30 protein-coding genes and 1 pseudogene are annotated in these 24,164 nt (G+C 35.4%); 12 read left to right on the plus strand and 19 right to left on the minus strand.

Annotation, left to right across the window (positions count from 1 at the left end; all coding sequences use genetic code 11):
- Positions 1-42: 42 nt before the first annotated feature.
- From Q9M50_07085 to Q9M50_07155, 15 genes are all read right to left on the minus strand, one after another.
- Positions 43-831 carry a Fic family protein gene (locus Q9M50_07085; GenBank protein ID MDQ7090395.1) on the minus strand — a complete coding sequence of 263 codons (789 nt, stop codon included), beginning with the start codon at positions 829-831 and terminating at the stop codon, positions 43-45.
- An 88-nt stretch (positions 832-919) separates the two neighbouring features.
- Positions 920-1,303 (minus strand): transposase family protein, encoded by a 384-nt coding sequence (locus tag Q9M50_07090; protein MDQ7090396.1) that lies wholly within the window; start codon positions 1,301-1,303, stop codon positions 920-922.
- A gap of 26 nt (positions 1,304-1,329) precedes the next feature.
- Positions 1,330-1,848, minus strand: a complete 519-nt coding sequence (locus Q9M50_07095) for a transposase family protein (GenBank protein ID MDQ7090397.1) — start codon at positions 1,846-1,848, stop codon at positions 1,330-1,332.
- A gap of 138 nt (positions 1,849-1,986) precedes the next feature.
- Positions 1,987-2,307 carry a Fic/DOC family N-terminal domain-containing protein gene (locus Q9M50_07100; GenBank protein ID MDQ7090398.1) on the minus strand — a complete coding sequence of 107 codons (321 nt, stop codon included), beginning with the start codon at positions 2,305-2,307 and terminating at the stop codon, positions 1,987-1,989.
- A 91-nt stretch (positions 2,308-2,398) separates the two neighbouring features.
- A complete protein-coding gene (locus Q9M50_07105; protein ID MDQ7090399.1) occupies positions 2,399-2,671 on the minus strand; it encodes a transposase family protein in 273 nt (90 codons plus the stop codon).
- A gap of 150 nt (positions 2,672-2,821) precedes the next feature.
- Positions 2,822-3,325 (minus strand): transposase family protein, encoded by a 504-nt coding sequence (locus tag Q9M50_07110; protein ID MDQ7090400.1) that lies wholly within the window; start codon positions 3,323-3,325, stop codon positions 2,822-2,824.
- 649 nt (positions 3,326-3,974) lie between these two features.
- Positions 3,975-5,099, minus strand: coding sequence for a methyltransferase domain-containing protein (locus Q9M50_07115; GenBank protein ID MDQ7090401.1), 1,125 nt, complete (start codon positions 5,097-5,099; stop codon positions 3,975-3,977).
- Positions 5,100-5,127: 28 nt separating this feature from the next.
- Positions 5,128-6,087 (minus strand): arsenosugar biosynthesis radical SAM protein ArsS, encoded by a 960-nt coding sequence (arsS, locus tag Q9M50_07120; GenBank protein MDQ7090402.1) that lies wholly within the window; start codon positions 6,085-6,087, stop codon positions 5,128-5,130.
- A 2-nt stretch (positions 6,088-6,089) separates the two neighbouring features.
- Entirely contained in the window at positions 6,090-6,764 is a 675-nt protein-coding gene (locus Q9M50_07125) for a DUF3047 domain-containing protein (protein MDQ7090403.1), read from the minus strand.
- On the minus strand, positions 6,749-8,236 hold the full coding sequence (gene lpdA / locus Q9M50_07130) for a dihydrolipoyl dehydrogenase (GenBank protein ID MDQ7090404.1): 1,488 nt from the start codon (positions 8,234-8,236) through the stop codon (positions 6,749-6,751). The genes Q9M50_07125 and lpdA overlap by 16 nt, the downstream gene beginning before the upstream one ends.
- Positions 8,229-8,915 (minus strand): TVP38/TMEM64 family protein, encoded by a 687-nt coding sequence (locus tag Q9M50_07135; protein MDQ7090405.1) that lies wholly within the window; start codon positions 8,913-8,915, stop codon positions 8,229-8,231. The genes lpdA and Q9M50_07135 overlap by 8 nt, the downstream gene beginning before the upstream one ends.
- A 22-nt stretch (positions 8,916-8,937) precedes the next feature.
- Positions 8,938-9,204 carry a hypothetical protein gene (locus Q9M50_07140; GenBank protein MDQ7090406.1) on the minus strand — a complete coding sequence of 89 codons (267 nt, stop codon included), beginning with the start codon at positions 9,202-9,204 and terminating at the stop codon, positions 8,938-8,940.
- A gap of 25 nt (positions 9,205-9,229) precedes the next feature.
- A complete protein-coding gene (locus Q9M50_07145) occupies positions 9,230-9,748 on the minus strand; it encodes a hypothetical protein (GenBank protein MDQ7090407.1) in 519 nt (172 codons plus the stop codon).
- A 57-nt stretch (positions 9,749-9,805) separates the two neighbouring features.
- Entirely contained in the window at positions 9,806-10,945 is a 1,140-nt protein-coding gene (locus tag Q9M50_07150; protein ID MDQ7090408.1) for a hypothetical protein, read from the minus strand.
- The gene (locus Q9M50_07155; GenBank protein MDQ7090409.1) at positions 10,942-11,532 is read right to left on the minus strand and encodes a DUF547 domain-containing protein; all 591 of its coding nucleotides are present in this window, start codon (positions 11,530-11,532) and stop codon (positions 10,942-10,944) included. Before Q9M50_07155 ends, Q9M50_07150 begins: the two co-directional genes overlap by 4 nt.
- A gap of 468 nt (positions 11,533-12,000) precedes the next feature.
- Between Q9M50_07155 and Q9M50_07160 the strand changes: the two are divergent.
- Positions 12,001-13,304: pseudogene (locus tag Q9M50_07160) on the plus strand (FMN-binding glutamate synthase family protein).
- A gap of 10 nt (positions 13,305-13,314) precedes the next feature.
- Positions 13,315-13,512: a hypothetical protein gene (locus tag Q9M50_07165; protein MDQ7090410.1), complete on the plus strand. Its 198-nt coding sequence runs from the start codon at positions 13,315-13,317 to the stop codon at positions 13,510-13,512.
- A gap of 113 nt (positions 13,513-13,625) precedes the next feature.
- On the opposite strand, the gene Q9M50_07170 is transcribed toward Q9M50_07165, so the two are convergent.
- Both Q9M50_07170 and Q9M50_07175 read right to left on the minus strand, forming a co-directional pair.
- A complete protein-coding gene (locus Q9M50_07170; GenBank protein MDQ7090411.1) occupies positions 13,626-14,483 on the minus strand; it encodes a transposase in 858 nt (285 codons plus the stop codon).
- A 193-nt stretch (positions 14,484-14,676) separates the two neighbouring features.
- On the minus strand, positions 14,677-16,776 hold the full coding sequence (locus Q9M50_07175; GenBank protein ID MDQ7090412.1) for a TonB-dependent receptor: 2,100 nt from the start codon (positions 16,774-16,776) through the stop codon (positions 14,677-14,679).
- A gap of 306 nt (positions 16,777-17,082) precedes the next feature.
- Here Q9M50_07175 and Q9M50_07180 point away from each other — a divergent pair, with 306 nt between their 5' ends.
- The 10 genes from Q9M50_07180 to Q9M50_07225 all read left to right on the plus strand — a co-directional run bounded on the left by Q9M50_07180 (position 17,083) and on the right by Q9M50_07225 (position 22,346).
- Positions 17,083-17,784 carry a Crp/Fnr family transcriptional regulator gene (locus Q9M50_07180; GenBank protein ID MDQ7090413.1) on the plus strand — a complete coding sequence of 234 codons (702 nt, stop codon included), beginning with the start codon at positions 17,083-17,085 and terminating at the stop codon, positions 17,782-17,784.
- 3 nt (positions 17,785-17,787) lie between these two features.
- Positions 17,788-18,054: a hypothetical protein gene (locus Q9M50_07185; protein MDQ7090414.1), complete on the plus strand. Its 267-nt coding sequence runs from the start codon at positions 17,788-17,790 to the stop codon at positions 18,052-18,054.
- A 138-nt stretch (positions 18,055-18,192) separates the two neighbouring features.
- On the plus strand, positions 18,193-18,711 hold the full coding sequence (locus Q9M50_07190) for a transposase family protein (GenBank protein MDQ7090415.1): 519 nt from the start codon (positions 18,193-18,195) through the stop codon (positions 18,709-18,711).
- Between the two features lie 26 nt (positions 18,712-18,737).
- Positions 18,738-19,109, plus strand: coding sequence for a transposase family protein (locus Q9M50_07195; protein MDQ7090416.1), 372 nt, complete (start codon positions 18,738-18,740; stop codon positions 19,107-19,109).
- Positions 19,110-19,288: 179 nt separating this feature from the next.
- On the plus strand, positions 19,289-19,456 hold the full coding sequence (locus tag Q9M50_07200; GenBank protein ID MDQ7090417.1) for a hypothetical protein: 168 nt from the start codon (positions 19,289-19,291) through the stop codon (positions 19,454-19,456).
- A gap of 154 nt (positions 19,457-19,610) precedes the next feature.
- The gene (locus Q9M50_07205; GenBank protein MDQ7090418.1) at positions 19,611-19,949 is read left to right on the plus strand and encodes a hypothetical protein; all 339 of its coding nucleotides are present in this window, start codon (positions 19,611-19,613) and stop codon (positions 19,947-19,949) included.
- Positions 19,946-21,112, plus strand: a complete 1,167-nt coding sequence (locus tag Q9M50_07210) for a DUF6399 domain-containing protein (GenBank protein MDQ7090419.1) — start codon at positions 19,946-19,948, stop codon at positions 21,110-21,112. Before Q9M50_07205 ends, Q9M50_07210 begins: the two co-directional genes overlap by 4 nt.
- Positions 21,099-21,518, plus strand: a complete 420-nt coding sequence (locus Q9M50_07215; GenBank protein MDQ7090420.1) for a transposase family protein — start codon at positions 21,099-21,101, stop codon at positions 21,516-21,518. Before Q9M50_07210 ends, Q9M50_07215 begins: the two co-directional genes overlap by 14 nt.
- 26 nt (positions 21,519-21,544) lie before the next feature.
- On the plus strand, positions 21,545-21,928 hold the full coding sequence (locus tag Q9M50_07220; GenBank protein ID MDQ7090421.1) for a transposase family protein: 384 nt from the start codon (positions 21,545-21,547) through the stop codon (positions 21,926-21,928).
- Positions 21,929-22,097: 169 nt separating this feature from the next.
- Positions 22,098-22,346, plus strand: coding sequence for a hypothetical protein (locus tag Q9M50_07225; protein ID MDQ7090422.1), 249 nt, complete (start codon positions 22,098-22,100; stop codon positions 22,344-22,346).
- A gap of 544 nt (positions 22,347-22,890) precedes the next feature.
- On the opposite strand, the gene Q9M50_07230 is transcribed toward Q9M50_07225, so the two are convergent.
- Both Q9M50_07230 and Q9M50_07235 read right to left on the minus strand, forming a co-directional pair.
- Positions 22,891-23,676, minus strand: coding sequence for a hypothetical protein (locus tag Q9M50_07230; protein MDQ7090423.1), 786 nt, complete (start codon positions 23,674-23,676; stop codon positions 22,891-22,893).
- A gap of 73 nt (positions 23,677-23,749) precedes the next feature.
- Positions 23,750-24,010 carry a hypothetical protein gene (locus tag Q9M50_07235; protein MDQ7090424.1) on the minus strand — a complete coding sequence of 87 codons (261 nt, stop codon included), beginning with the start codon at positions 24,008-24,010 and terminating at the stop codon, positions 23,750-23,752.
- Positions 24,011-24,164: the final 154 nt, after the last annotated feature.

Raw genomic sequence — 24,164 nt, forward strand, 5'->3', positions numbered from 1 at the left:
GGTAGCCCTTTTCACTGACCTCTTCGTTTATGAGTTATAAACTTATTCAATAAACAACTTCACATAATCATTAAAAATATATAGCTTATTGCGCTTTTTCCCTGTGAGCTCTCTTAAAATACCAAGATTAGAAAAATCCAATACTAATTTATTAGCTGTATTTGTTTGAATGCTAAGTAATTTAGCAATAGATTTTATATTAATCACAGGTTGCTTGTATAAATGTGCCATTAATTTCTGAACATTTTCTTGTCTTTTAACATGAAATGTAGGCAATATTTTTCTTTCTAGCTTTTCTTTAAGTATAAGGATACCTTTAAAAACATTAATAGATTTTTCCGCTGTTTCAGATAAACCAAACATAAAAAATTTAATCCATTCTGTTAATTGGTTATGGGTTCTAACTGCCATTAAACGATCATAATAATCAACTTTATGTCGTTCAAAAAAATCTGATAAATAAAGTGCTGGTTTGCTGATTAACTGAGTTTCTACTAAATATAAAACAATTAACAACCGACCTAAACGCCCATTACCATCTAAAAAAGGATGAATCGTTTCAAATTGATAGTGAATAATTGCAATTTTAATTAAGTGGGGAACATGAATTTCATCATTGTGAATAAATTGCTCTAAATCTGACATTAAATCAACAATATGCTCATGATAAGGGGGAACGAAGGTTGCGTTTTTTAGACTCAAACCAATCCAATTTTGACTTGTTCTATATTCACCAGGAAGTTTAAATTTTCCTCTTACCCCTTGCATAAGCGTTTTGTGTGTTTCCTTAAATAGTCTATTAGATAAAGGCAAGGTTTCCATTCTAGTCATGGCATAATTAATTGCCTTTATATAATTTTGGACTTCCTGCCAATCATTACGATTTTCTGGGTTAATAGACTTGTTCTTTAAGAAGAAGTTAATATATCATGTTAAAATTCCATAGGATAGCCGCTAAAAAAGAAAATAAATCTTTTACACCTTCTTTTTTATTTCTAAACTTGTCAACTAGACATCTATATCTTTTCATTCCACCGATTACATGCTCAACAATGACTCTTTCACGACTCATCTCTTTGTTTTCTTTTTTTTGTTTTTCAGTTAATGTTGGGTTTGGATTATGCTTAGATTTATTTGGTTTTTTATGAGGAATATTTACCGAATTAGTTTTATATTCATTATTAAACCCCAAATAACCTAAATCAATAAATATATTAAAATTACTAAACCAATTTAATTCTGGATTAAATTCTTTTTTAAACATTCCATAATCATGATTTTTACCTGGAAAACTAACCCCAATATATAAAATTAAATGACCTAAAGAAGCTATAGTGGTATTTTTAATTGTATGCTGTTTTTTTTACCACTGTAAAATTCATTTTGTTCTTCATAGTCACTAGGGCGTTGTACAGCACGCTCTGTAGCATCTATTATCAATGTTTGAACTCCGCCAAAAGCCTGCTGCATTTCTTCAGGGGTTGAAAAACTTGTTGCAGGTAAAACATTAAATATATCTAACGTCTTTATTAAAATTGGAAATAATTTGTATACATGAGTATGAGCGCATGATTTATTCATATTAAAAGAAAACCCTAAGTGATCGAAAGTAGAATAACACTTCATATAATTTAATATAAATAATAATTTGTCTGCGGGTGTTTTTAATGTGCTATCTAAACCACTACCGTATTTTCTTTCTTTATTTTCATGTTTTTCTTTTTGATCTTCAATAAGGGTCTTTTCAAATAGAGATAATAGTAAAATAAAATGTTCTGTTTTTAATCCTGTTAAAGCTCTTAACTGTCTATCATCATAAATTCTTGGTAAAATTTCTTTTATTTTCATGTTATACTTTGATTTTTATTTTTTATAGAAATTTATTATAAAGCTTATTTATTATTTTTAATAATTTAATTTAAAGTTTATTTATTAGGCTGTATCAACTGATTGTGAATGTTATCAAGTATATATAAGCAATTGATTTTAATATATTTTATTTAGAAGAACAAGTCTAATATCTTGCTCTTCAAATAAGGCTTCTTCCATGTTAGTTTGAGTACCTTCAATTCGACTAGATGTGGTTGCCTCTTTAGTGATGTGCATTCGTATAAAAAAATCTACATCAGGAATCAGTTGAGAAAAAGCATTTAACTCTCCTAAGAGCCTATTTGCTTTTTCCATTAGCGTTAAAATTTCAGGATCCGATAGGATCCATTGAGTATTTATTTTTTGAGGTAAGAAGCTTTTATATTGATATTGTTGCTCGTAAGCTCCTGAAACAAAATCCTGAATATTAGTTTGCATGGATAAATCTTGAAATTGTAAAGGTATGTTTTAGTGTTCAAAGTAGATTAAAAAATACCTTATGTCAATAGACTTGTTCTTTAAGAAGAAGTTAATATATCATGTTAAAATTCCATAGGATAGCCGCTAAAAAAGAAAATAAATCTTTTACACCTTCTTTTTTATTTCTAAACTTGTCAACTAGGCATCTATATCTTTTCATTCCACCGATTACATGCTCAACAATGACTCTTTCACGACTCATCTCTTTGTTTTCTTTTTTTTGTTTTTCAGTTAATGTTGGGTTTGGATTATGCTTAGATTTATTTGGTTTTTTATGAGGAATATTTACCGAATTAGTTTTATATTCATTATTAAACCCCAAATAACCTAAATCAATAAATATATTAAAATTACTAAACCAATTTAATTCTGGATTAAATTCTTTTTAAACATTCCATAATCATGATTTTTACACGGAAAACTAACCCCAATATATAAAATTAAATGACCTAAAGAAGCTATAGTGGTATTTTTAATTGTATGCTGTTTTTTTACCACTGTAAAATTCATTTTGTTCTTCATAGTCACTAGGGCGTTGTACAGCACGCTCTGTAGCATCTATTATCAATGTTTGAACTCCGCCAAAAGCCTGCTGCATTTCTTCAGGGGTTGAAAAACTTGTTGCAGGTAAAACATTAAATATATCTAACGTCTTTATTAAAATTGGAAATAATTTGTATACATGAGTATGAGCGCATGATTTATTCATATTAAAAGAAAACCCTAAGTGATCGAAAGTAGAATAGCACTTCATATAATTTAATATAAATAATAATTTGTCTGCGGGTGTTTTTAATGTGCTATCTAAACCACTACCGTATTTTCTTTCTTTATTTTCATGTTTTTCTTTTTGATCTTCAATAAGGGTCTTTTCAAATAGAGATAATAGTAAAATAAAATGTTCTGTTTTTAATCCTGTTAAAGCTCTTAACTGTCTATCATCATAAATTCTTGGTAAAATTTCTTTTATTTTCATGTTATACTTTGATTTTTATTTTTTATAGAAATTTATTATAAAGCTTATTTATTATTTTTAATAATTTAATTTAAAGTTTATTTATTAGGCTGTATCAACTGATTGTGAGTGTTATCAAGTATATATAAGCAATTGATTTTAATATATTTTATTTAGAAGAACAAGTCTAATAAGTAACCATCAAAATGACATAAGAGATTACTAATGTCATAATGCGTCTACTTGTCGATAAATAAAACAGAATTTGGGAATGAAATTTTCTAAATACCCTGCAATTGTGAATGATATTCCACGGGAATACTGACTAAAGCCGCTTCGCCGAATTTTTTAACAACCAAAGGGGTCGAACAACCAAAGGGGTAACAACCAAAGGGGTAACAACCAAAGGGGTAACAACCAAAGGGGTAACAACCAAAGGGGTCGCAACCAAAGGGGTCGGAGTAAGTTGGTTGTGTTTCAAGCCAATGCTTTAGCGAATGGGTGTGATTGGAAGTCAACCGTCCAAAGCCCTATTGGTTTTGAGGTGATATTTTTTTTTACGATTATTTAAGGCTTACAAAAAATATCACTTTTAAGATAACGTGTTGTTCTGGTTATTAGAAAATGCACGGTAGCCTGTTCCAAATCAGGCCACCTATTTAATCCTAAATTAACAACAATCGCTCTCACTACAACAACTACTATTTTGATGCTGACTGCCTTTAGTTTCGGCCACAGACCTTATTTTACCTGTCTCACAATTCCACTCAACCCCTTCGCGTTCATCGGCTGGCGCAATACCAATAAAATCATCCCCATAAACCCCACGGGTTAATAAATTAAAGTTACGTTCGCAAACCGCCATGCGTTGACCGCGTAAAAAAACATGCCCTTCATCATCATAAACTTCTGAAAAAGCCCCTCGATAAATAACCGCATGACCTTTATCTATACACGGCTCATCCTGTGGTTTAATTGCCGTAATCGTCACTGAACGAAATTCAATCCCCTCAACCACTTTCCACGGCTCAGACTCCCATTTGTCATAAGCGACAGCAATAAAGCCCGCATCAATAAAGACTTGTAAAAATTCATGCTCTTGTAAGGCCCCCGAAATACACCCACTCCATAACTGTAAATCTTGTTTTAAATGTTCAGGAACGACTTCATCGCTGACAATATCAGAAATCGCCACTCTGCCACCTGCTTTAGTCACGCGGAAAATTTCTTGAATTAATTTTTCCTTGTCTCTATCGTGAACCAAATTTAATACGCAATTAGACACCACTAAATCGACGGAATTATCGGCAATTAAAGGCGATTGTTGACGTTGCTGTTCTTGCCACGCACGTAAATGAATTACATCGTCAGAATTTTTAATCGGATTATCATGTAAATAAGTATCTAATGCGGCTAAATCTAAGGCTAAATCTTGAATTTGACCTTTAACAAAGTCAACATTTTCTGAGCCTATTTTTTCTGCCATTTCTCCTTTGTATTTATTGGCTAACGCTAACATATCATCGTTCATATCCACGCCAATAATTCGACCGTGTTCGCCGACTAATTGAGCCGCCATATAACATATTTTTCCTGAACCTGACCCCAAATCTAAAACAATATCCCCCGCTTTGACATAACGTGAGGGGTCACCACAACCATAATCTTTTTCTATAATTTCCTGTGGTAATAGTTTTAATAAATTTTTGTCGTAATCAACAGGACAACATAAATCGTCTTGTCTTTCTTCCGCGCCTTCTGAGTAACGTTCTAATACGCCTGCTTCTATTGTCATTTTGAGTTCCTTTGAACTTTATTTTTGTTTAATTTGTTAATGAGCCGCCACAACTACTGCCTTGCCCCGCAGTACAGCCATAGCAATGTGCCAACGTATTAATGGGGTGGTGTTTTAAGTCTTGTTTTAATTGGCTGAGATGGGTTTTGTTATTATTTTCTCCCAAGGGTAAGTCCAGCATTTGATTAAAATCACAATCATAAACAAAACCTTGCCAATCAATGCTTAAGGTATTACGACACATTAACCCCGCTAAATTCTCCGCCTGATAATTATTTTTTAATAATTGCATATAGCCTTCAAACTCGCCATGACTCATTAAGACACTACCAAAACGCTGAATAGGTAGATTGGTTAAGGCAAATAAGTGATTGAAGACAATGCCAAACTGGGCGTGTAAATGTTGCTTATATTGTTGTTCTAATTTTTGTTGTGGCGGTGGTAAGCTCGCGCCTTGAGGATTAAAAACTAAATTTAAGTGTAAATCACTTTCGGGTTGCGCATAGCCCAGCGTGTTTAAGCGTTTTAATGCTTTTATGCTGTAGTTAAAGGTTCCTTTGCCGCGTTGCTTATCAACATTATCTTCTAAATAACAGGGTAACGAGGCGATGATTTCAACCTTATGACGGGCAAGAAACTCGGCTAAATCTTGATAACCATCTTCTTCTAAAATGACCAAATTACAACGGTCGATCACCTTAATACCTTCTGCACTCGCTCGTTCAATTAAATAGCGAAACTCAGGGTTCATTTCAGGTGCGCCGCCTGTTAAATCAAAGCTATGAATATTATTTTTGAGGGCGAAATCGAAAACTAAATCAATGGTTTCTTTGCTCATCAATTCAGTTCGTTTAGGACTGGCATTAACGTGACAATGAGTGCAGCTTAAATTACATAAATACCCCAAATTAAGTTGTAAAATCGCTAATGAATCGCGGGAAATATCAGGAAAATTATGATTAATTAACAGCGGTTTTGTATCATACATCGTTAATCCTTAGAAAACCAAATGTCACCGTAGTGGGCGACAACACGTCCATGACCATTATCGGTATCGCTCATGATGGCGATAACATCAATCGTGTGAACATCCGCGCCGATTATTTTTTTAAAATCAGTACGAACATTACGTTTTTCATGCACCCAATGATTAACCGCATCCTTGTTATCTTTTAAGGCAATCATCATGACCTGTTCATTTGCAAAGGCATTTTTCCAAACTGTATTTTTAGCGGCCTGACTTGCCCACACATAATTAATGGCTTTTGCATTCCAAAAGGCAAGCCCTCCTTTGACCAACACATAAATTCGCGCCGCATAGTCGTCGCCTGATTTTTCGTGTTCATTTAAACCCTGAAGTTTATTTTCAATTCGCCACGACCAATTTAAAACAGGGGTTTCATCTAAATTAATCGTCTGTTCTTTAAATAATCCTGACGCTGAATTATTGCTATCGGCTTTAAGAACCGTGATCCCTTCCTTTGTTTGGAGCTGATAACGTGTTTTTCCTTGAAAGCTTTTTTCCTCCCATCCCGATAGATTTCCGTTACTAAAGTCACCTAATACTTGTTTAGCGTCTTTGGCTAGAGCAGTTTGTATCGAAAAAAGACTTAAAGACAGTAAAAAAATGCTTACCTTATAACCCATACTTAACCTCTTTTCCATTGATGGTATTTTTCTACCCATTCTAATAGTTTTTTAGGTTGATGTTGTTTTTTCCAAACCCCTGCGACATATTTATTCGCTTCTGCCATCGTTGGATAAATATGAATCGTGACTAAAACTTTATTCAAGCCTAAACCATGTTTCATTGCCAAGACAAACTCAGCGATTAAATCCCCCGAATGTTCCCCTACAATCGTAACCCCTAAAATTTTATCTTTATTTGGGACGGTTAACACTTTGACAAAACCATGTGCTTCACTATCGGCAATCGCTCTATCTAATTCATCAATACCATAGTGACTGATTTCATAAGCAATACCTTGCTCTTTGGCTTCTTGTTCATTTAACCCGACTCTTGCAACTTCAGGATCTGTAAACGTTGCCCACGGAATCACCGAATAATCCGTTTTAAATTTTTTAAATCCACCAAATAAAGCATTAACCGCTGCATACCATGCTTGATGCGCCGCAGTATGAGTAAATTGATAGGGCCCTGCGACATCACCACAGGCATAAATATTGGGGTAATTGGTTTCTTGAAAGGCATTTATCGCAATGGTTTTACGCGGCGATAATTCGATGCCCATTTCGTCAACACCATAACCTGAAACATTCGCTACTCGTCCAATGGCCAATAAAACATCATCAAAGGGAATACGAATGTCGTTACCCTCATGTTCAGCAATGAGAATTTTTTCACCTTTTTCGAGTAAAAATTCTTTCGCGGTATGGTTCGTTAAAACGTTAATACCTTCCTTGCGAAATTTAGCTTCAACTATTTCTGAAACATCACTGTCTTCACGCGCCATAATTCGTGGCGACCGTTCAACTTGAGTAACTTCAATGCCTAAACGTGCAAAGGATTGCGCTAATTCACAACCAATAGGGCCACCGCCTAATACGACTAAGCGTTTAGGTTTTTTACGCATATCCCAGACATTATCTGAGGTCATATAACCGACTTTATCTAAGCCTTTAATCGGTGGCACAAACGGACGTGCGCCTGCTGCAATCACAATCGAACGCGTGCTAATGGTTTTCACCTCGGTTTCAGTCGTGACTTCAACCTCCCACGGCGAAATAATTTTAGCCGTTCCTGTCACTATATCAACGCCTAATTCAGTATAACGCTCAATAGAATCATGAGGCTCTACCTTTTTAATGACATTTTGTACTCGTTCCATCACCTCAGAAAAATCAAAGTCAACGTCGACTTTTTTAATTCCAAATTCTGCCGAGCGGGTGACATGAGATAAAAATTTAGCCGAACGAATTAAGGCTTTTGAAGGGACACACCCTGTATTTAAACAGTCACCCCCCATTTTATGTTTTTCAATTAAAGTCACTTTGGCTTTAACGGCCGCAGCAATATAAGCCGTGACTAAGCCCCCTGAACCAGCCCCAATCGCAATAAGATTGGTATCAAATTTTTTAGGCTTATTCCATTTTTTTGTCTGTACTGACTTAGACATTTGACTTTCTCTTTCCAATAAAATAAATCGCTTTTTTTGCCATCAAAGGGAATAGCCCCAACAACACAAAAGAGCCTAATAAAATAGGGGATAAAATACCCGCTAAAGAATCCAGTTTGGCCAATTGAGTGCCTGCATTGACATAAACAATCGTTCCTGCGAGCATTCCTAATTGACTGACCCAATAAAAAGTACGCGTTTTTAAGGTGGTTAACCCCATCAATAAGTTAATCATAAAAAAGGGGACAATAGGCACTAACCGTAAAGTAAATAAATAAAATGCGCCCTCTTTAGCGATGCCCTCATCAATCGTTTTTAAACGATCGCCAAACTTATCTTTAACACTGTCTCTAAACAAAAACCGTGCGGCTAAAAAGGCTAAACTTGCACCGATAGTGGACGCAAAGGAAACAATCAGTGTTCCCATCCATAAGCCAAAAACACCCCCACCTGCAAGGGTTAAAATCGTCGCACCCGGTAAAGAGAGTGAGGTAGTTATAATATAAATTAACATATATGCGACAACCATCACCATCGGGTTGGCTTGATTATAAGCTAACATGGCGGCTTGCTTATCTTTTAACGCTGCCAGTGTTAAATACTGCTGCAAATCAAAGGCAAAAAATATCCCTATTAATCCAGCAATAACGATTAATAAAATGATGCGAGATGTTTTCATGGTTCTATCCTCCAAGCTTAAATTAAGGGGTATTGCCGTTTAAATTCCAGTTGTAATCAATATCAGCCTCAATTTCTAACTTGGGCAAATCCGCTCTGTAAGTACGAATAAACGTTTCTATGCCACCCACCGCTTTAAAGTCTTTTGCAAACCAGTCAAAGATTTTAGAGACATGAATTTGGTTGCCGTCTACAGACAAGCCTTTTTTAGCATTATTTAAGAAAACCTTTGCCTGTTGATTTAACCGGTTATCTAATTGTGCCGCCGTATAAGGTTTATTAGTATCCACTTTAAATTTCAGGGTAAAACAAATATCAGACCTGCAAACTTTGCGCTTTTTGAGCGATAAGATTCGCCATAGACGGCATTTTGAATTCACCACTAACTCGGTCATAAACATAATCATAAAAACTCACGGCTAGTTTTTTAGCCGTTTCAGCAAGACTCATAAAACTGTCTTTGATTTTCGTGCCTTTCTCATTTCGAGTCTGGAAGCTTATGTCTCGCGCACGCGCTTGTCTTCTTGCGCCGAGTTCGGCTGCATTGTTATGTAATGGTAATTTCGGAAGTTCCAAAACTCGCAATAATTCGGTCTTTTTCGCCAGTGTTTTGGCGATGCGATCATTGAGGTCTTCATAATCGCTTGTGGTTGCAAACAATTCATCAAATCGCGTTAACAACCATGCCTTTTTATCGGGGCAGGGATTTTTTTGATAGTTAAGCAACTCCTTATAATACTCCCAATAGTCGCCTCGAAAATCGGCTAATGCTTGCTGATGTATTTCCAGAATTGGACGGAGTTTTTGTAGTGGCGAGCATCGTGAACCCAGCATAACCCCAAATGTTCCGTCAGTAATTTGAATTGCGGCGCATCGTCTGCAAGCAAGGTTTCAATAACAGGAAAATCCGTTTGTTGCTGATAATAGACAATGGCGCAAGCTTCGGTGACATGCGTTGCCTGTCTTACGCCTAAGCGTATTTAAGATCGCTAAGTGCAACTTAAATTGCGCTTCATTCATCACTGTATTGACAGGTATTTGAGCATCAACTTTTGCCCGCGCTTTATCAGCTAACTTGAACTCGTCAAGCAAGGATTGAGCTTGTTGATTGTAGATATAATGGCGTGGCGCATAGTCGGTCAGCACGTCCAGAACCGATAAACGGTCTTTGTTTTTAGTGGTGAAATAAGCGGTAAACAAGTCGTTGCAGACCACCTGACAATAGTGGTTATCACCATTGACTCGCGCACTGGTATCATCAATCTGTCCATAATCACTGTTGAGAATGCCGCTGCGATAAAGCTCGCTTTTTTCCTGATGCGCCCAGTCATAACCGCCTGTCCATTGCTGAGAAACATAAGTCGGCGACACCACAATGCCAATATTTTCAAAAAAACCGACCATGGGTTTTTCGGTCACGCCCATCATCTTAAGCATGGGAATCAAGCTACGAATTCCAATACCAAATTCGCCCTGACCTCGAACGCCTTCAGGCAATTGGGCGCGGTAATACTTATTTTCAGAAGGTGAATAAAAAATCTCACGGAGATACTTAATATTATTGGTTTTGATGACAATGTCTTGAATCACCACTTCCGCAAAGCCTTTAGATACTAAGTCGCTAGGCAAGCCAGTTTTGTCGAGTAGGCATTTTAGCGTTTGGTCGATTTTAACTCGTGGGATCTTGGGTTTACGGCGGCGTTTTTTCTTATCCGAGTCCGTATTTTCAGTGTCGTTATTAGTTTCTTTTTGCGCGTCAACTTGTGCTTTTTTACGTTCGTCTTCGGATGAAATATCATCACTCTTATTATTTTTATTGGGTTTGATATCAGGCTTTCCCTGCTCACCTTTCAAGCGATTAACCTCGTCACGAAGTTGCTGTAATTCAGTTTCTAAAGACAATTTATCACTGGCTAAGCGTTCAATAAGATTGAATATTTTTTTGACAATATCCTGCGCTTCGCTACTTTCAATTTGAGCGATTTCTTGATAAATGGCGTTAGTTTCAGCCTGTAGGTCGTGGATATTCAAAGTATGTAAATGTTCGTTCTTTTATGATATGTTGTCAAATCTATTTTAGAAATTTTATCTTTACCCTGAGATTTAAAGTAGATACGTTTATTATATAAATCGGGACAACTCACTGAGGCACAGACGATTGCGAAATGAATTCGCGGTTCACCCATTGGGCGAATGATTTTGTTTTCTATATCATCCAAAGAAACTGTTTTTCCGCCAATATTTCCAGCCTCTTTTCCCCAGACAGGGCTGATTAAACTGCCGACATCTTTAATACTCTTTAAGGGGAAATGATCCACGACCATTTTTAAGGCCAATATATTGTAAGTATTGATATAAAAGGCTAATTTTTCCTGCTTTCCTTGTAATTTAGACAGAGGAAAAGCTGATAACTGTTGATAAACGGCCTCCAGTTTCCCACTCTTCTTTAATGCAGCATAATCCACCTTAGCTAAAGGAACCCCTTGTTTAGTTCCTTGCTTCACCGTACTGGATAATAAATCAGCATAGGGTTTCCAGTCGGGTTCAGCGGCAGAAACATGGGTGCTTAAAAGTAAACCTGTCGTTAACGCTAAAAGCGATTGTTTTATAGTCTTCATTATTTTTCCCTAAGTTGTTTGTTTCCTCAATTAGTCGTAGTAAAAGTCAAAAACTAACAAAAAAATTATAAAAATAAATAAATAGTTTTATATGTAAGGTTTTGTTTAAATTTTAGACTAATTTAATAAACACCCTTATTTTCATACACAAACAAAAACTATCCCATGCGTAAACTATTTATTCTCGGCTGTTCAATTAGCGTTGTATTAACCCTTATTTTAGCCTTAATTTCCCCCGTTATACTATGGGCTTTCATCCTTATTCTGCCGTTTATCGCCCTCGGTATTTACGATATGCGCCAAACACGGCATTCTTTATTACGAAATTACCCCGTATTCGGTCGTATGCGAACCCTAATGGAAGAAATTAGACCGATGATTCAACAATATTTTGTTGAATCCGATATTGATGGCAGACCCATTAGCCGTGTGTTTCGCTCAGTCGTTTATCAACGCGCAAAATTACAAATGGATACCGTCCCTTATGGCACCAAGTTTGATGTTTATCGGGTCGGCTATGAATGGATTGGACATTCTTTAGCTGCAAAAAATCTAAGCGATATTAATGAAGATTTACGCGTGACTATTGGAGGAGCTGATTGCAGCCAACTCTATCACGCTAGCATTCTTAATATTTCTGCTATGAGCTTTGGGGCATTAAGTAAAAATGCTATTCTCGCCTTAAATGGCGGGGCAAAAATTGGCGGCTTTTATCACAACACAGGTGAGGGGGCTTAAGTCCTTATCATTTAGAAAAAGGCGGGGATTTAGTCTGGCAAATTGGCACCGCTTATTTTGGGTGTAGAGATGCAGAGGGTTTATTTGATGAAGCCTCATTTGCTGAAAAAGCTCAATACAGCCGTGTAAAAATGATTGAGATTAAACTCTCTCAAGGGGCCAAACCAGGTCATGGCGGTGTATTGCCCGCCTGTAAAAATACCCCTGAAATTGCACAAATTAGAGGACTTAAAGAACCTTATATACAAGTAAATTCACCCGCAACCCATAGTGCCTTTAGCAACCCCATTGAATTAGTGACGTTCATACAAACGCTAAGCCGTTTATCTAATGGAAAACCTATTGGTTTTAAACTGTGTATTGGTTTAGAAAGTGAATTTATCGCGCTGTGTAAAGCCATGATAGAAACAGGCATTAAACCTGATTTTATTACGGTGGATGGCGGCGAGGGCGGAACAGGAGCCGCACCGCTTGAATACTCTAATTCAATAGGAATGCCTCTTTTTGATGCAATCGCTTTTGTCAGTGATTGTTTAATCGGCTTTGACTTGAAAAAAGACATTAAAATCATCGCATCGGGTAAAGTGTTTACAGGTTTTCATATTGTAAAGCGTTTAAGTTTAGGCGCGGATTTATGCAACAGTGCGAGAGGCATGATGTTATCGTTAGGCTGTATACAGTCCATGCGTTGTAATGCCGACACTTGTCCGACAGGGGTTGCCACTCAAAACCCCTCATTAATAAAAGGCTTGGTCGTTAGCGATAAAGCGCAACGAGTCGCAAATTTTCAACGAGAAACCGTTAAAAGTGTGACTGAGATTATGGGAGCAGCTGGGTTATTACAAACAGAAGAATTAAACCGTTCTCATATTTTTCGCCGTGTCAGTCAAACCACGATTAAACGCTATCAAGACATTTATCCTTCTATGGAAAAAGGATGTTTACTCACTGAAAATAGTCCTGAATTTTATAAAGAAATGTTAAGTCAGGCAAGTTTACAACTATTTTCTAGCACATGCTGTCAAATTGATTAAGGACTAAAAAATGATTGCCACTAATAGAATTGTAGAATTAATTACTCACGTATCTCAAGATTTTATTTTACGGATTGATAGCCTAAATCAATCATTAAAGGATAGGGAAATAAGCCCCAAAGATCATGGTGGGAAAATTGGCTGCAAAAATCAAAAAAATAACGAAACTCAATTTTATTTTTCATTGCCTTTAAGAGATCTCCAATGATGAATCAAAAAACAAATTACAGCTATCATTACTGCTATTAAAATCGAGTATTTTTTTAGTTATGTTGATGTGGACGCTGGATAAATTTATAAACCCCAACACTTCGGACAGTTTTAATGCGAGATAACCCCGAAGCGACAAAGCTCCTCGTATTGAGAAGAGCATTTTATTAAACTCAGGTCTACCCCAGAGTTTGAAAAAATACGTTTAATCAATAACTCATTGAAAAATCTAGTCTTCCAGCTACCGATTGAAATTGGTTTTCGTTTAGGACTTAAAAGTCGGTCATGCCATTTGATCAAATTTAGCGCAGTAAAACGTGCCTTAAAATGGCTGTGTAAAGCAGGTTCAGAACGTGCTTGGCAATCACAAAGTCCTGTAAATTGTTTAGCATCACGAAATAGAAATTCAATCTGAAACCGTGCCTTGTAATAATTATAAAGTGTCATTGCATCTATCTCTGTATCTGTTGAAAACAACAAGGCATAACGTGTACCTTGTGACGTTGTTTTAACTAAATAAGCGATGCGAATATTACATTTCAATGAGACAGAATTAACGATTGCTGTATAAATCTTAACACCACCCTGTTTACCTGCTAATTCTAATTTTCTCGTCTCACCCACAATCCACTTACTGTCATAACATTTATGGCGACCTTTTTCTTTTTGCTCACCTTCGTAGAGTAAACGTAAATTAGCATCACAACGTAATTTTCCAATTTGATGGTAACCTTTAGCGATCACGCCATGGGTAAACTTTTGTTTAGAATCCCAAAACTTAGCTAAACCATAAGTCTTTTCACCACTTTTGTTAACAAAGCTACACTCTAAAGCCGCTATTTTTTGTCCCGACGTTGAAAGAATTTCATTATTACCTACCTGATTAAATTTAAGAAAATCTAACTTTTTATTAAACCATCGACGATAGGTTTTTTCTGATAACTCATTGTAACGGTGGTTTAGAACCACTAGACATTTTTTCTAAAATCGTTTCTATTAGTTGCATGGAAATCTTCTTTTCAGGAAATTGTTGCTTTAGAAACTACATTTTCCTATGAATTGAAGATTTCCTCTACTTTTAAAACTGTCCGAAGTATTGATTCCTGATACTTGTAAAATTTTAGTATTACCCATTTACGCCCTTAATATTTAAGAAAACATACTACCAATCATAACTTAAAGTAGCATAAAAATTTCTTCCCGCCCCTGGTAAATGCTCACCTACTGCTGTTCCATCATTAAGGGCATTTCTATTTAAGCCACTAAGATGGGTACGATAGGATTCATCAAGTAAATTTTCAATCCCAAATCCTACTTGTAACCCTTGTAATACCGCTAATTGAGGGCGATATTGTCCGCGTAAATTCCAAATAAAATAACCGGGGGATTCTACTTCTGTATTAAAATTAGCGGTCTCGTTTTGATCGTCATAACCAATCAGTTCAACCCCCGCTAACCATTCATTGGTATCATAAAATAAGCCGATTCGACCATTTAAGGGGGCAATACGATAAAGGTTATCCGTACGATCAGCTCGTCTTCCTCGAACATAACTGACCATCATATCCACTTTCCAATCTTCTAAAAAACGAAAGCCTGCTTCAACATCAAAGCCATAGAGATAAGCATCTATATTAGTAAATTCTAAGGTGCTGGAATTCATGGCTAAAGCCGCTGTATTTTGTGTAGGCGTTCCTTGAATATAATCTTCGACATAACGATAAAATACGCGGGGTAAAATATAACCTTGGTCTGTTTGCCAGTTAAAGCCTAATTCTGCTTGATAGGAAACTTCAGGTTTTAATTCGATATTACCTAAATAATTATACCCATCCGCTAATCCTGCGGTTGCATTTAAAGGTAGCCAAAGATAACGTTCTTGATAAGAGGGTGAGCGTGTTTTTCGACCAAACCCCATTTCAATATCTAATTCATCATTAAAATGATGGGTTAAAACCGCAACAACATCAACATTAAGATCTTCTTTTTCATGTTTTTTAGCATTAAAACTATTCGCTAACTTTGCCCCCGCTTTTCCTTTAACAAAAGGCCCTGCTGTTCCTCCAATATCATTTGCATCCATCCGAATCCAATTAACCCGTGTCCCAAGTTCCATGCTCCAGTCTTCGGTAAAATCACCTTTCCATTCGGCAAAAATACCATAACGGTCGCGCTCAACATCATTAAAATTATTAATACTGAATGCGGAAACATTTGGGTTCAATATTTTAGCATCGTGTTCAATATTATCCCCATCTACCCCTATTAAAAGGCTTCCATCATACAAGGGAATATCAATCGTTGCTTTATAACCAAACCCTCTAGCGGTATTATTTGATTGGCGAGTAGCGGCTTTAGAAACTTTACCTCGCAAGCTATAATTATCCATTCTATGTTGAATATCTTGATAGGAAAATTCGGTGGTGACGGTATATTTGTCCGCCAATAATCCTTTATAGCTAAAATTAGTAACCCCTCCTCGAGAATAAACAATATCCATCGGTAAAGAGGGCGTGCCTGTTGTATGAGTATCGTTATAATTATACGATAAATCAAATTCGTGGTTTTCATCATCAGTACGATAACCATAGCCTAAAGCCCCTGCATTTCTTTCATGGCTGGTATCAATATTCTCACCGCCATCCCACTCATAATTTCCGCCCTCTTCTCGACTTGCTCCAAAACGGAATTTATGATTTTTACTGGCAATGCTGGTAAATAGACTACTGTAATAGGCACTATTAATCGAATTAACCCCATTCGTTGTTTTTCCCATGAATAAAATATCGTCATCATCAGAAAACTCTCCCCGACGAGAACGTTGTACAATATTACCGCCTAAGGTTTCAATTCCGCTACTGACAGACGCAATCCCTCGTTTTATACTCATGACCTCGGTTAATGAAGTCGGCACATGACTTAAAGGCGCATCCATCGCATTAGCACAAGCCGATTTATAGGTTGCACCATCGGTATTAACATTCACACGATCACCAAATAAGCCTCGATATTGAGCAATCCCTGATAAAGGCCCATTAGAATTAACATTAGCCCCTGGAACACGTTTTAATAAAGCAGCCGCATCATTGACTCCGCCCATATCAGGCCTAATTCCTACAATATCTGGGGTTAGAATATTTCCTTCAACAATCATGGGCGGCAGTTCTTGTATCGCAGTTGTGGTTGCCTCTTCAGCATAGCTTGAATAGCTTGTGCTTGTTATCAAACAAATGGAAACGACTTTTAAGTGCTTTTTATTCATGAAGTGAGTCCCTTATAATTTAAATTGATAGTGGATCAATCGGTTATACTTTATAGTAGATTTGCAAAAAACTAATTGATAATTATCAATTTACAAAACTAACGAAAAAATACTTAAAATTAGGGTATGATTATTGCTTACTTACTATTTATTTAAATTTAAGGGGTAAACCTATCCATTAATAAGTTATAAGCCCTATTACTTTAGGTTATTTAACCTTTGATTTAATTATTTGGTTTTTAAAAAAAATATTTTATTTTTAATAAAACATTCAATTAAGTGCAAAACCATAGCGATTATTGATTAATGAAACCTAATAAATATAATAACCAAGCTAATAAAGAAGTAGTCAATCATTGTCAACAATGTCTTATGCGTCCTATCAGCCTATTTTCAGACTTACAAGAGAGTGATTTTTATTTATTACGGCAACCTATCAATATTATTGAATTAGAAGCTGAAGAAATTTTATATAAAGAAAAGCAAGTTATTCGTTATCTTTACACGGTTCGTTCTGGTTTACTCAAACAAGTTCGATATTTAGATGATGGGAGTTATCGAATTGTACGCCTATTACGACAAGGGGATATTGCTGGAATTGAAGCGTTAAATAATACTTTTTATAAACAACATACCCTCATTTTACAAAAAGCATCGCTTTGTCAGATTCCAATTAAAAATATTAAAGCCTTAGATCAAAAATCTACTTGTCTTTACAAACCTTTAATGGCTCGTTGGCAAAAAATACAACAAGATGCAGATTTATGGATAACAGAATTCAGCGTGGGTCATTCAAAAAAGCGGATGGCTAATTTACTTATTTATCTGGCGGGTGAGAATGATACTGATTTCTTTTTTCTGCCCAGTAGAGAAGATATAGGGGCATTATTAGCCATTAGAACTGAAACCGCGAGTCGAATTATTGCAGAATTTAAACGTCAAGGGTGTTTACAAGCTAAGGGGAATTATGCAAAAATTAATTTTTCTAAACTTAAACAATTTTATTAACTTATGAAATTACATTTAATTCTATTTAGCTCGTTTATTATCCTTAATTCTTCTTTCATAGTTGCAAATGAACAAAATGAAAAAAATGAAAAAAATGAAAAAAATGAAAAAAATGAAAAAGCAACCGAAGCCAGACTGGATGAAGTCGAAAAATTAGGGAAGCATGTTATGCCTTTTGATTTAGAAAAAACGGTACATGTTTTTTCTAAAATAGAAAAAGGAGGATTGCAGCAAGTTATTAGACTTGTTCTTCTAAATAAAATATATTAAAATAAATTGCTTATATATACTTGATAACATTCACAATCAGTTGATACAGCCTAATAAATAAACTTTAAATTAAATTATTAAAAATAATAAATAAGCTTTATAATAAATTTCTATAAAAAATAAAAATCAAAGTATAACATGAAAATAAAAGAAATTTTACCAAGAATTTATGATGATAGACAGTTAAGAGCTTTAACAGGATTAAAAACAGAACATTTTATTTTACTATTATCTCTATTTGAAAAGACCCTTATTGAAGATCAAAAAGAAAAACATGAAAATAAAGAAAGAAAATACGGTAGTGGTTTAGATAGCACATTAAAAACACCCGCAGACAAATTATTATTTATATTAAATTATATGAAGTGCTATTCTACTTTCGATCACTTAGGGTTTTCTTTTAATATGAATAAATCATGCGCCCATACTCATGTATACAAATTATTTCCAATTTTAATAAAGACGTTAGATATATTTAATGTTTTACCTGCAACAAGTTTTTCAACCCCTGAAGAAATGCAGCAGGCTTTTGGCGGAGTTCAAACATTGATAATAGATGCTACAGAGCGTGCTGTACAACGCCCTAGTGACTATGAAGAACAAAATGAATTTTACAGTGGTAAAAAAAACAGCATACAATTAAAAATACCACTATAGCTTCTTTAGGTCATTTAATTTTATATATTGGGGTTAGTTTTCCAGGTAAAAATCATGATTATGGAATGTTTAAAAAAGAATTTAATCCAGAATTAAATTGGTTTAGTAATTTTAATATATTTATTGATTTAGGTTATTTGGGGTTTAATAATGAATATAAAACTAATTCGGTAAATATTCCTCATAAAAAACCAAATAAATCTAAGCATAATCCAAACCCAACATTAACAGAAAATCAAAAAAAAGAAAACAAAGAGATGAGTCGTGAAAGAGTCATTGTTGAGCATGTAATCGGTGGAATGAAAAGATATAGATGCCTAGTTGACAAGTTTAGAAATAAAAAAGAAGGTGTAAAAGATTTATTTTCTTTTTTTAGCGGCTATCCTATGGAATTTTAACATGATATATTAGACTTGTTCTTCTAAATAAAATATATTAAAATCAATTGCTTATATATACTTGATAACATTCACAATCAGTTGATACAGCCTAATAAATAAACTTTAAATTAAATTATTAAAAATAATAAATAAGCTTTATAATAAATTTCTATAAAAAATAAAAATCAAAGTATAACATGAAAATAAAAGAAATTTTACCAAGAATTTATGATGATAGACAGTTAAGAGCTTTAACAGGATTAAAAACAGAACATTTTATTTTACTATTATCTCTATTTGAAAAGACCCTTATTGAAGATCAAAAAGAGGCTACCAACTTAAGACGGGACAAAATAAAGAACTAACTGCGATATTCTTGTATCATAGGTTAATGACTAAAAAAACAGAACAACACAGAAAATACGCGCAGCTAGTCACGCAATTATCGCTGAAATTACAACAACAGGCAAGCAAACTGTTCGTAACTTAGCTTCAATTGTTGGTCGCTCAAAAAGCAGTGTGCATCGTCATCGTCAAGCGCAAACAAAGCGAAATCGACATCCTGAATCATCATTATGGGAAACCGAGGCAGGTAGTTCTTGGCAAAGATTAATGGTGTTTTCCGCCTTGTATGTCTTTGGATTAAAGACAGGCGTAGGTGCAGAGACTTTATCGCTGTTTTTTAAAATGATACGGATTGACACCCATGTGGGCGTATCACCCGACGCACTGCGGACTCAAATCAATAAAATGGAAGTCTTATTGCCGCAGTTTCAGCAAGAATGCGAAAAAAGTGTGAAAAAACAAACACGTAAAGTTGTTGCTGGGCTGGATGAGACTTTTTCGGCAACTTTATGATTTTAGTTTTAATGGACTTACGTTCTGGCTATCTTTTGTTGGAAGATATTAGCGATGATAAGTGCTACGATACTTGGTATAAAAAGGTTTCGCCACGATTAGAATCATTAGGCATTGAGGTTAATCATGCGATTAGTGATCGCGCTAAGGCGTTGATAAAAATGGCAGTGACGGGGTTTAAGTGCGAATCGGGGGCAGATATTTTTCATGCTCAACAAGATATGAGTCGCTGGTTAGGCGCGAAAATCGGCAGGCGTGCAGCAAGGGCTGAAAAACAGCGGCAAGCAGCGCAAACCGCAGAGTCTACTGTTTCTAAAACGGCAACGATGCAGAAAATTATTGGACTTAAAACAACACGGATAACGGCTGAAAAAGAGCTTGAAGAAGCCAAAAAAATACAAACAGATTATCACGAAAACTTACAAGGGATTGCGGATGAAGTTCATCCTTTTTCACTCAATGATAGTCGTAGAAACGATGCGGAACAGGTTGAGAAGTTGCTAGAGTTAAGAGCGCGAGACTTTGAAAAAATAGCGGAAAAACAAGGGATTAACGATCATAAAGGCGTGATGAAAAAGTTTCGTAATCAAATAAAACCGTTAGCGGTATCCATCAGTTTTTGGTGGCTTTGGGTACGCGAAACCTTGCAAAATTTGGGGCTTGATGCGGATACCGAATATTGGTTGACCACAACATTATTACCCGTTGTTTATTGGCATCAGAAAATGGAACAAACTAAAAGCCGCAGGTCAAAGGAAAACTATCGAAAAGCTTGGGAAACCGCGTCTGATAAGCTCAAATCAGACCCATTTAGTGCAAAGTTATCAATCAGTGAAATGCAGCGATGGCTAACATTGGCGGAGCATATGGCAAGGCAGTTTCAACGCAGTTCATCTGCGGTGGAAGGGCGAAATGGCTGTTTATCGCAAATGTATCGCAATGGGCGAGGTTTGAATAAAAAGCGATTAAACGCGTTGACGGTCATTCATAACTACGGAATCAAACGTGAGGATGGCACAACCGCCGCCATGCGTTTATTTGATACCGAGTTTCCAGACTTGTTTTCATGGCTACTGAATGAAATGGGCGAGTTACCGCTTCCTAGAAATAGTCGAAAGCGTGTGTTTTCTAACCCTTTGAAATTGCTGGATGTCCCGTCTTAAATTGGTAGCCCAAAAAGAAAAACATGAAAATAAAGAAAGAAAATACGGTAGTGGTTTAGATAGCACATTAAAAACACCCGCAGACAAATTATTATTTATATTAAATTATATGAAGTGTTATTCTACTTTCGATCACTTAGGGTTTTCTTTTAATATGAATAAATCATGCGCTCATACTCATGTATACAAATTATTTCCAATTTTAATAAAGACGTTAGATATATTTAATGTTTTACCTGCAACAAGTTTTTCAACCCCTGAAGAAATGCAGCAGGCTTTTGGCGGAGTTCAAACATTGATAATAGATGCTACAGAGCGTGCTGTACAACGCCCTCGTGACTATGAAGAACAAAATGAATTTTACAGTGGTAAAAAAAACAGCATACAATTAAAAATACCACTATAGCTTCTTTAGGTCATTTAATTTTATATATTGGGGTTAGTTTTCCAGGTAAAAATCATGATTATGGAATGTTTAAAAAAGAATTTAATCCAGAATTAAATTGGTTTAGTAATTTTAATATATTTATTGATTTAGGTTATTTGGGGTTTAATAATGAATATAAAACTAATTCGGTAAATATTCCTCATAAAAAACCAAATAAATCTAAGCATAATCCAAACCCAACATTAACTGAAAAACAAAAAAAAGAAAACAAAGAGATGAGTCGTGAAAGAGTCATTGTTGAGCATGTAATCGGTGGAATGAAAAGATATAGATGTCTAGTTGACAAGTTTAGAAATAAAAAAGAAGGTGTAAAAGATTTATTTTCTTTTTTAGCGGCTATCCTATGGAATTTTAACATGATATATTAACTTCTTCTTAAAGAACAAGTCTATTAACTTCTTCTTAAAGAACAAGTCTATTGTTAAAGACCCTTTAGCTAAAGACCAAATTAAGCTGATCCGTGAACATTTAAGTAAAATTTCCAAGAATTTTAAACAAGGTGATTTTTCTGATCCTAGAAAAATTCATGGTAAAAATATGCCTGGGTTAACAACTTTAGAAGGGGCTAAAAAAGGAGAGCTGTCGATTGATTATAAAGAAATTCCAGTGGGTGCAGAAATTTTATATACTTCTGATAATTTAAAACTAGTAGAGGCTATTCATCAATGGTTTGATGCGCAATTAAGCGATCATGCTCGTCATGCAACTATGCACCATGATGCCCATCATGACTTAAAAAAAGATAAAGAATTAATTAAGGTTTTACCCAAGGAAATTAAGCAATAGAAATATTTAGAAAAACTTAACCTTTAAGGTTTGCCAAAAATTAGAGGCATCTTTCATTTCCCAGTTGACACTTTACATAAAAAACTTCAATTGTAGAGAGTGCCTCCATAGAACAAAAGCGTTATAGTGTAAACGACAAATATCTCACATAACTCTAGCATCATGATAACAGAAAACCAGATTAACGAATTTTTTCCCCCCTGTAGCTCCTAAATTTATTCGCCGTCACGATTTAACCCTTGAAGTACGAACAATGCTTATTTTGCAGGCTTATGAAGCACAGGTAAATCACAACTGGGGGGCTATCTCCGAATTATCTAGGCAATACGACATTTCCAGAACCTTCCTTTATTCCTTGCTCTCTAGGTTTAAAGAGGAAATGGGCAGTCTATTTTTTCCCAGAGAACGGCTAGCTTCGCCATCAAAGGAAGCCGCTGAAGCGAATATTCTCGCGCAACGTTTTGAAGGAAAATCCAGTATTGATGCTATCTCTACGCTAATGAAACGTACCTATCCTCCCCTTTTCTTCTGTGGGGTACATGAGTCAATATTTATCTCGTGTCGGCAAATCGCTCCCCAATACCTTAGTAAACACGTGTGAATCCGAGCAGTTTCTTGCTTTTGCCGATGATGAGATTTTTGCAAAGTCAGCCGATGGAATAATTTGCACAATTTCTGGAATTTCTTGGGTTAATGTACCTGTTTTATCAAAAATAAAAACATCTATTTGATGTAGAAGTTCTAATGCCCGTCCATCTTTCACCAAAATACTTTGATGTGAAAGTACTCGTAAATAATTCAAGACCATTAAAGGGGCGGCTAAACGCATCTGATAACCAAAACCTGCATAGCTTAAGGCTAAAGTATGAGACAAACCAATAATAGGCAAACTCAAAGCACTCATCCATAAGGTTTTTTCCGCGCCACTTTCAACGATTGCATCGCCTCTTGATTGAATATTGGTTTTAAAATTAACCGTATTTTCTAAGACATCTACAATTTTCCCTGCAATGGTTTCAGTCCCTTGTTTATTAACCTGAATTTGTAAATAACCTGATAATAAAATGGTGGATGCAAAAACCCCATCAATGGCAATAGTTTCACCTGCTCGCACAACAATGACATCATTAACTTCTAAGCACTCAAGTGAAACTTCTATTTCAACCGTCTTATCTAATAACCAAACTTTTTTAGGAAAAGAATTAAAAATATTTTTAAAATCCGTACATACCGTTCGTTCTGTCTGTAAAATTATTTTTTGTATGCTAAAAAATGCCCAGCTACTAAAGGCTGCAACAAAATAATGCCCTGTGATCAAAATTCCTGTCACACTTAAAAATTCAAATAAAGCCAGAGCAATTTTCTTTTTAGTAAAAAGCGTATGGTGAGTTACTTTAAGAAAATTAAAATAATTGTAGGTTAATATCGGAATCCCGAGTAAAGCAAAGGGAGCGTAAAAAGTACCCACCCCTATTTAAAGCCAATGCGGTAAACGAAAGCTGTTGATAACGTACTAATTTACCTATATTATTGGAGACATCATCCTCTATTGTTTTTAATGCTTGTGTTTGCGGCTTTATTTCTTTTGAAGCGCGTTTATTTTTTAGCTCTTTCCATGCAGCAAAGGCAAGCCTTGCGATGGCTAATGTTGTTAAAATTGGCATTAATTTCTCTGATTTTATGTCTTAACAGGTGTTAAAAAATGGATCGCTCTCTTTTTTATTAATCAATAAAAAACGCAATGGGTTCAAAACTTACGGAACCTACCCTTTTTTTGAAAAACACCCACAGGGTATTTGAATGAACTTACGATATGTA

The organism is Methylococcales bacterium (genome assembly GCA_030949405.1).
Lineage (GTDB): Bacteria > Pseudomonadota > Gammaproteobacteria > Methylococcales > Methylomonadaceae > WTBX01.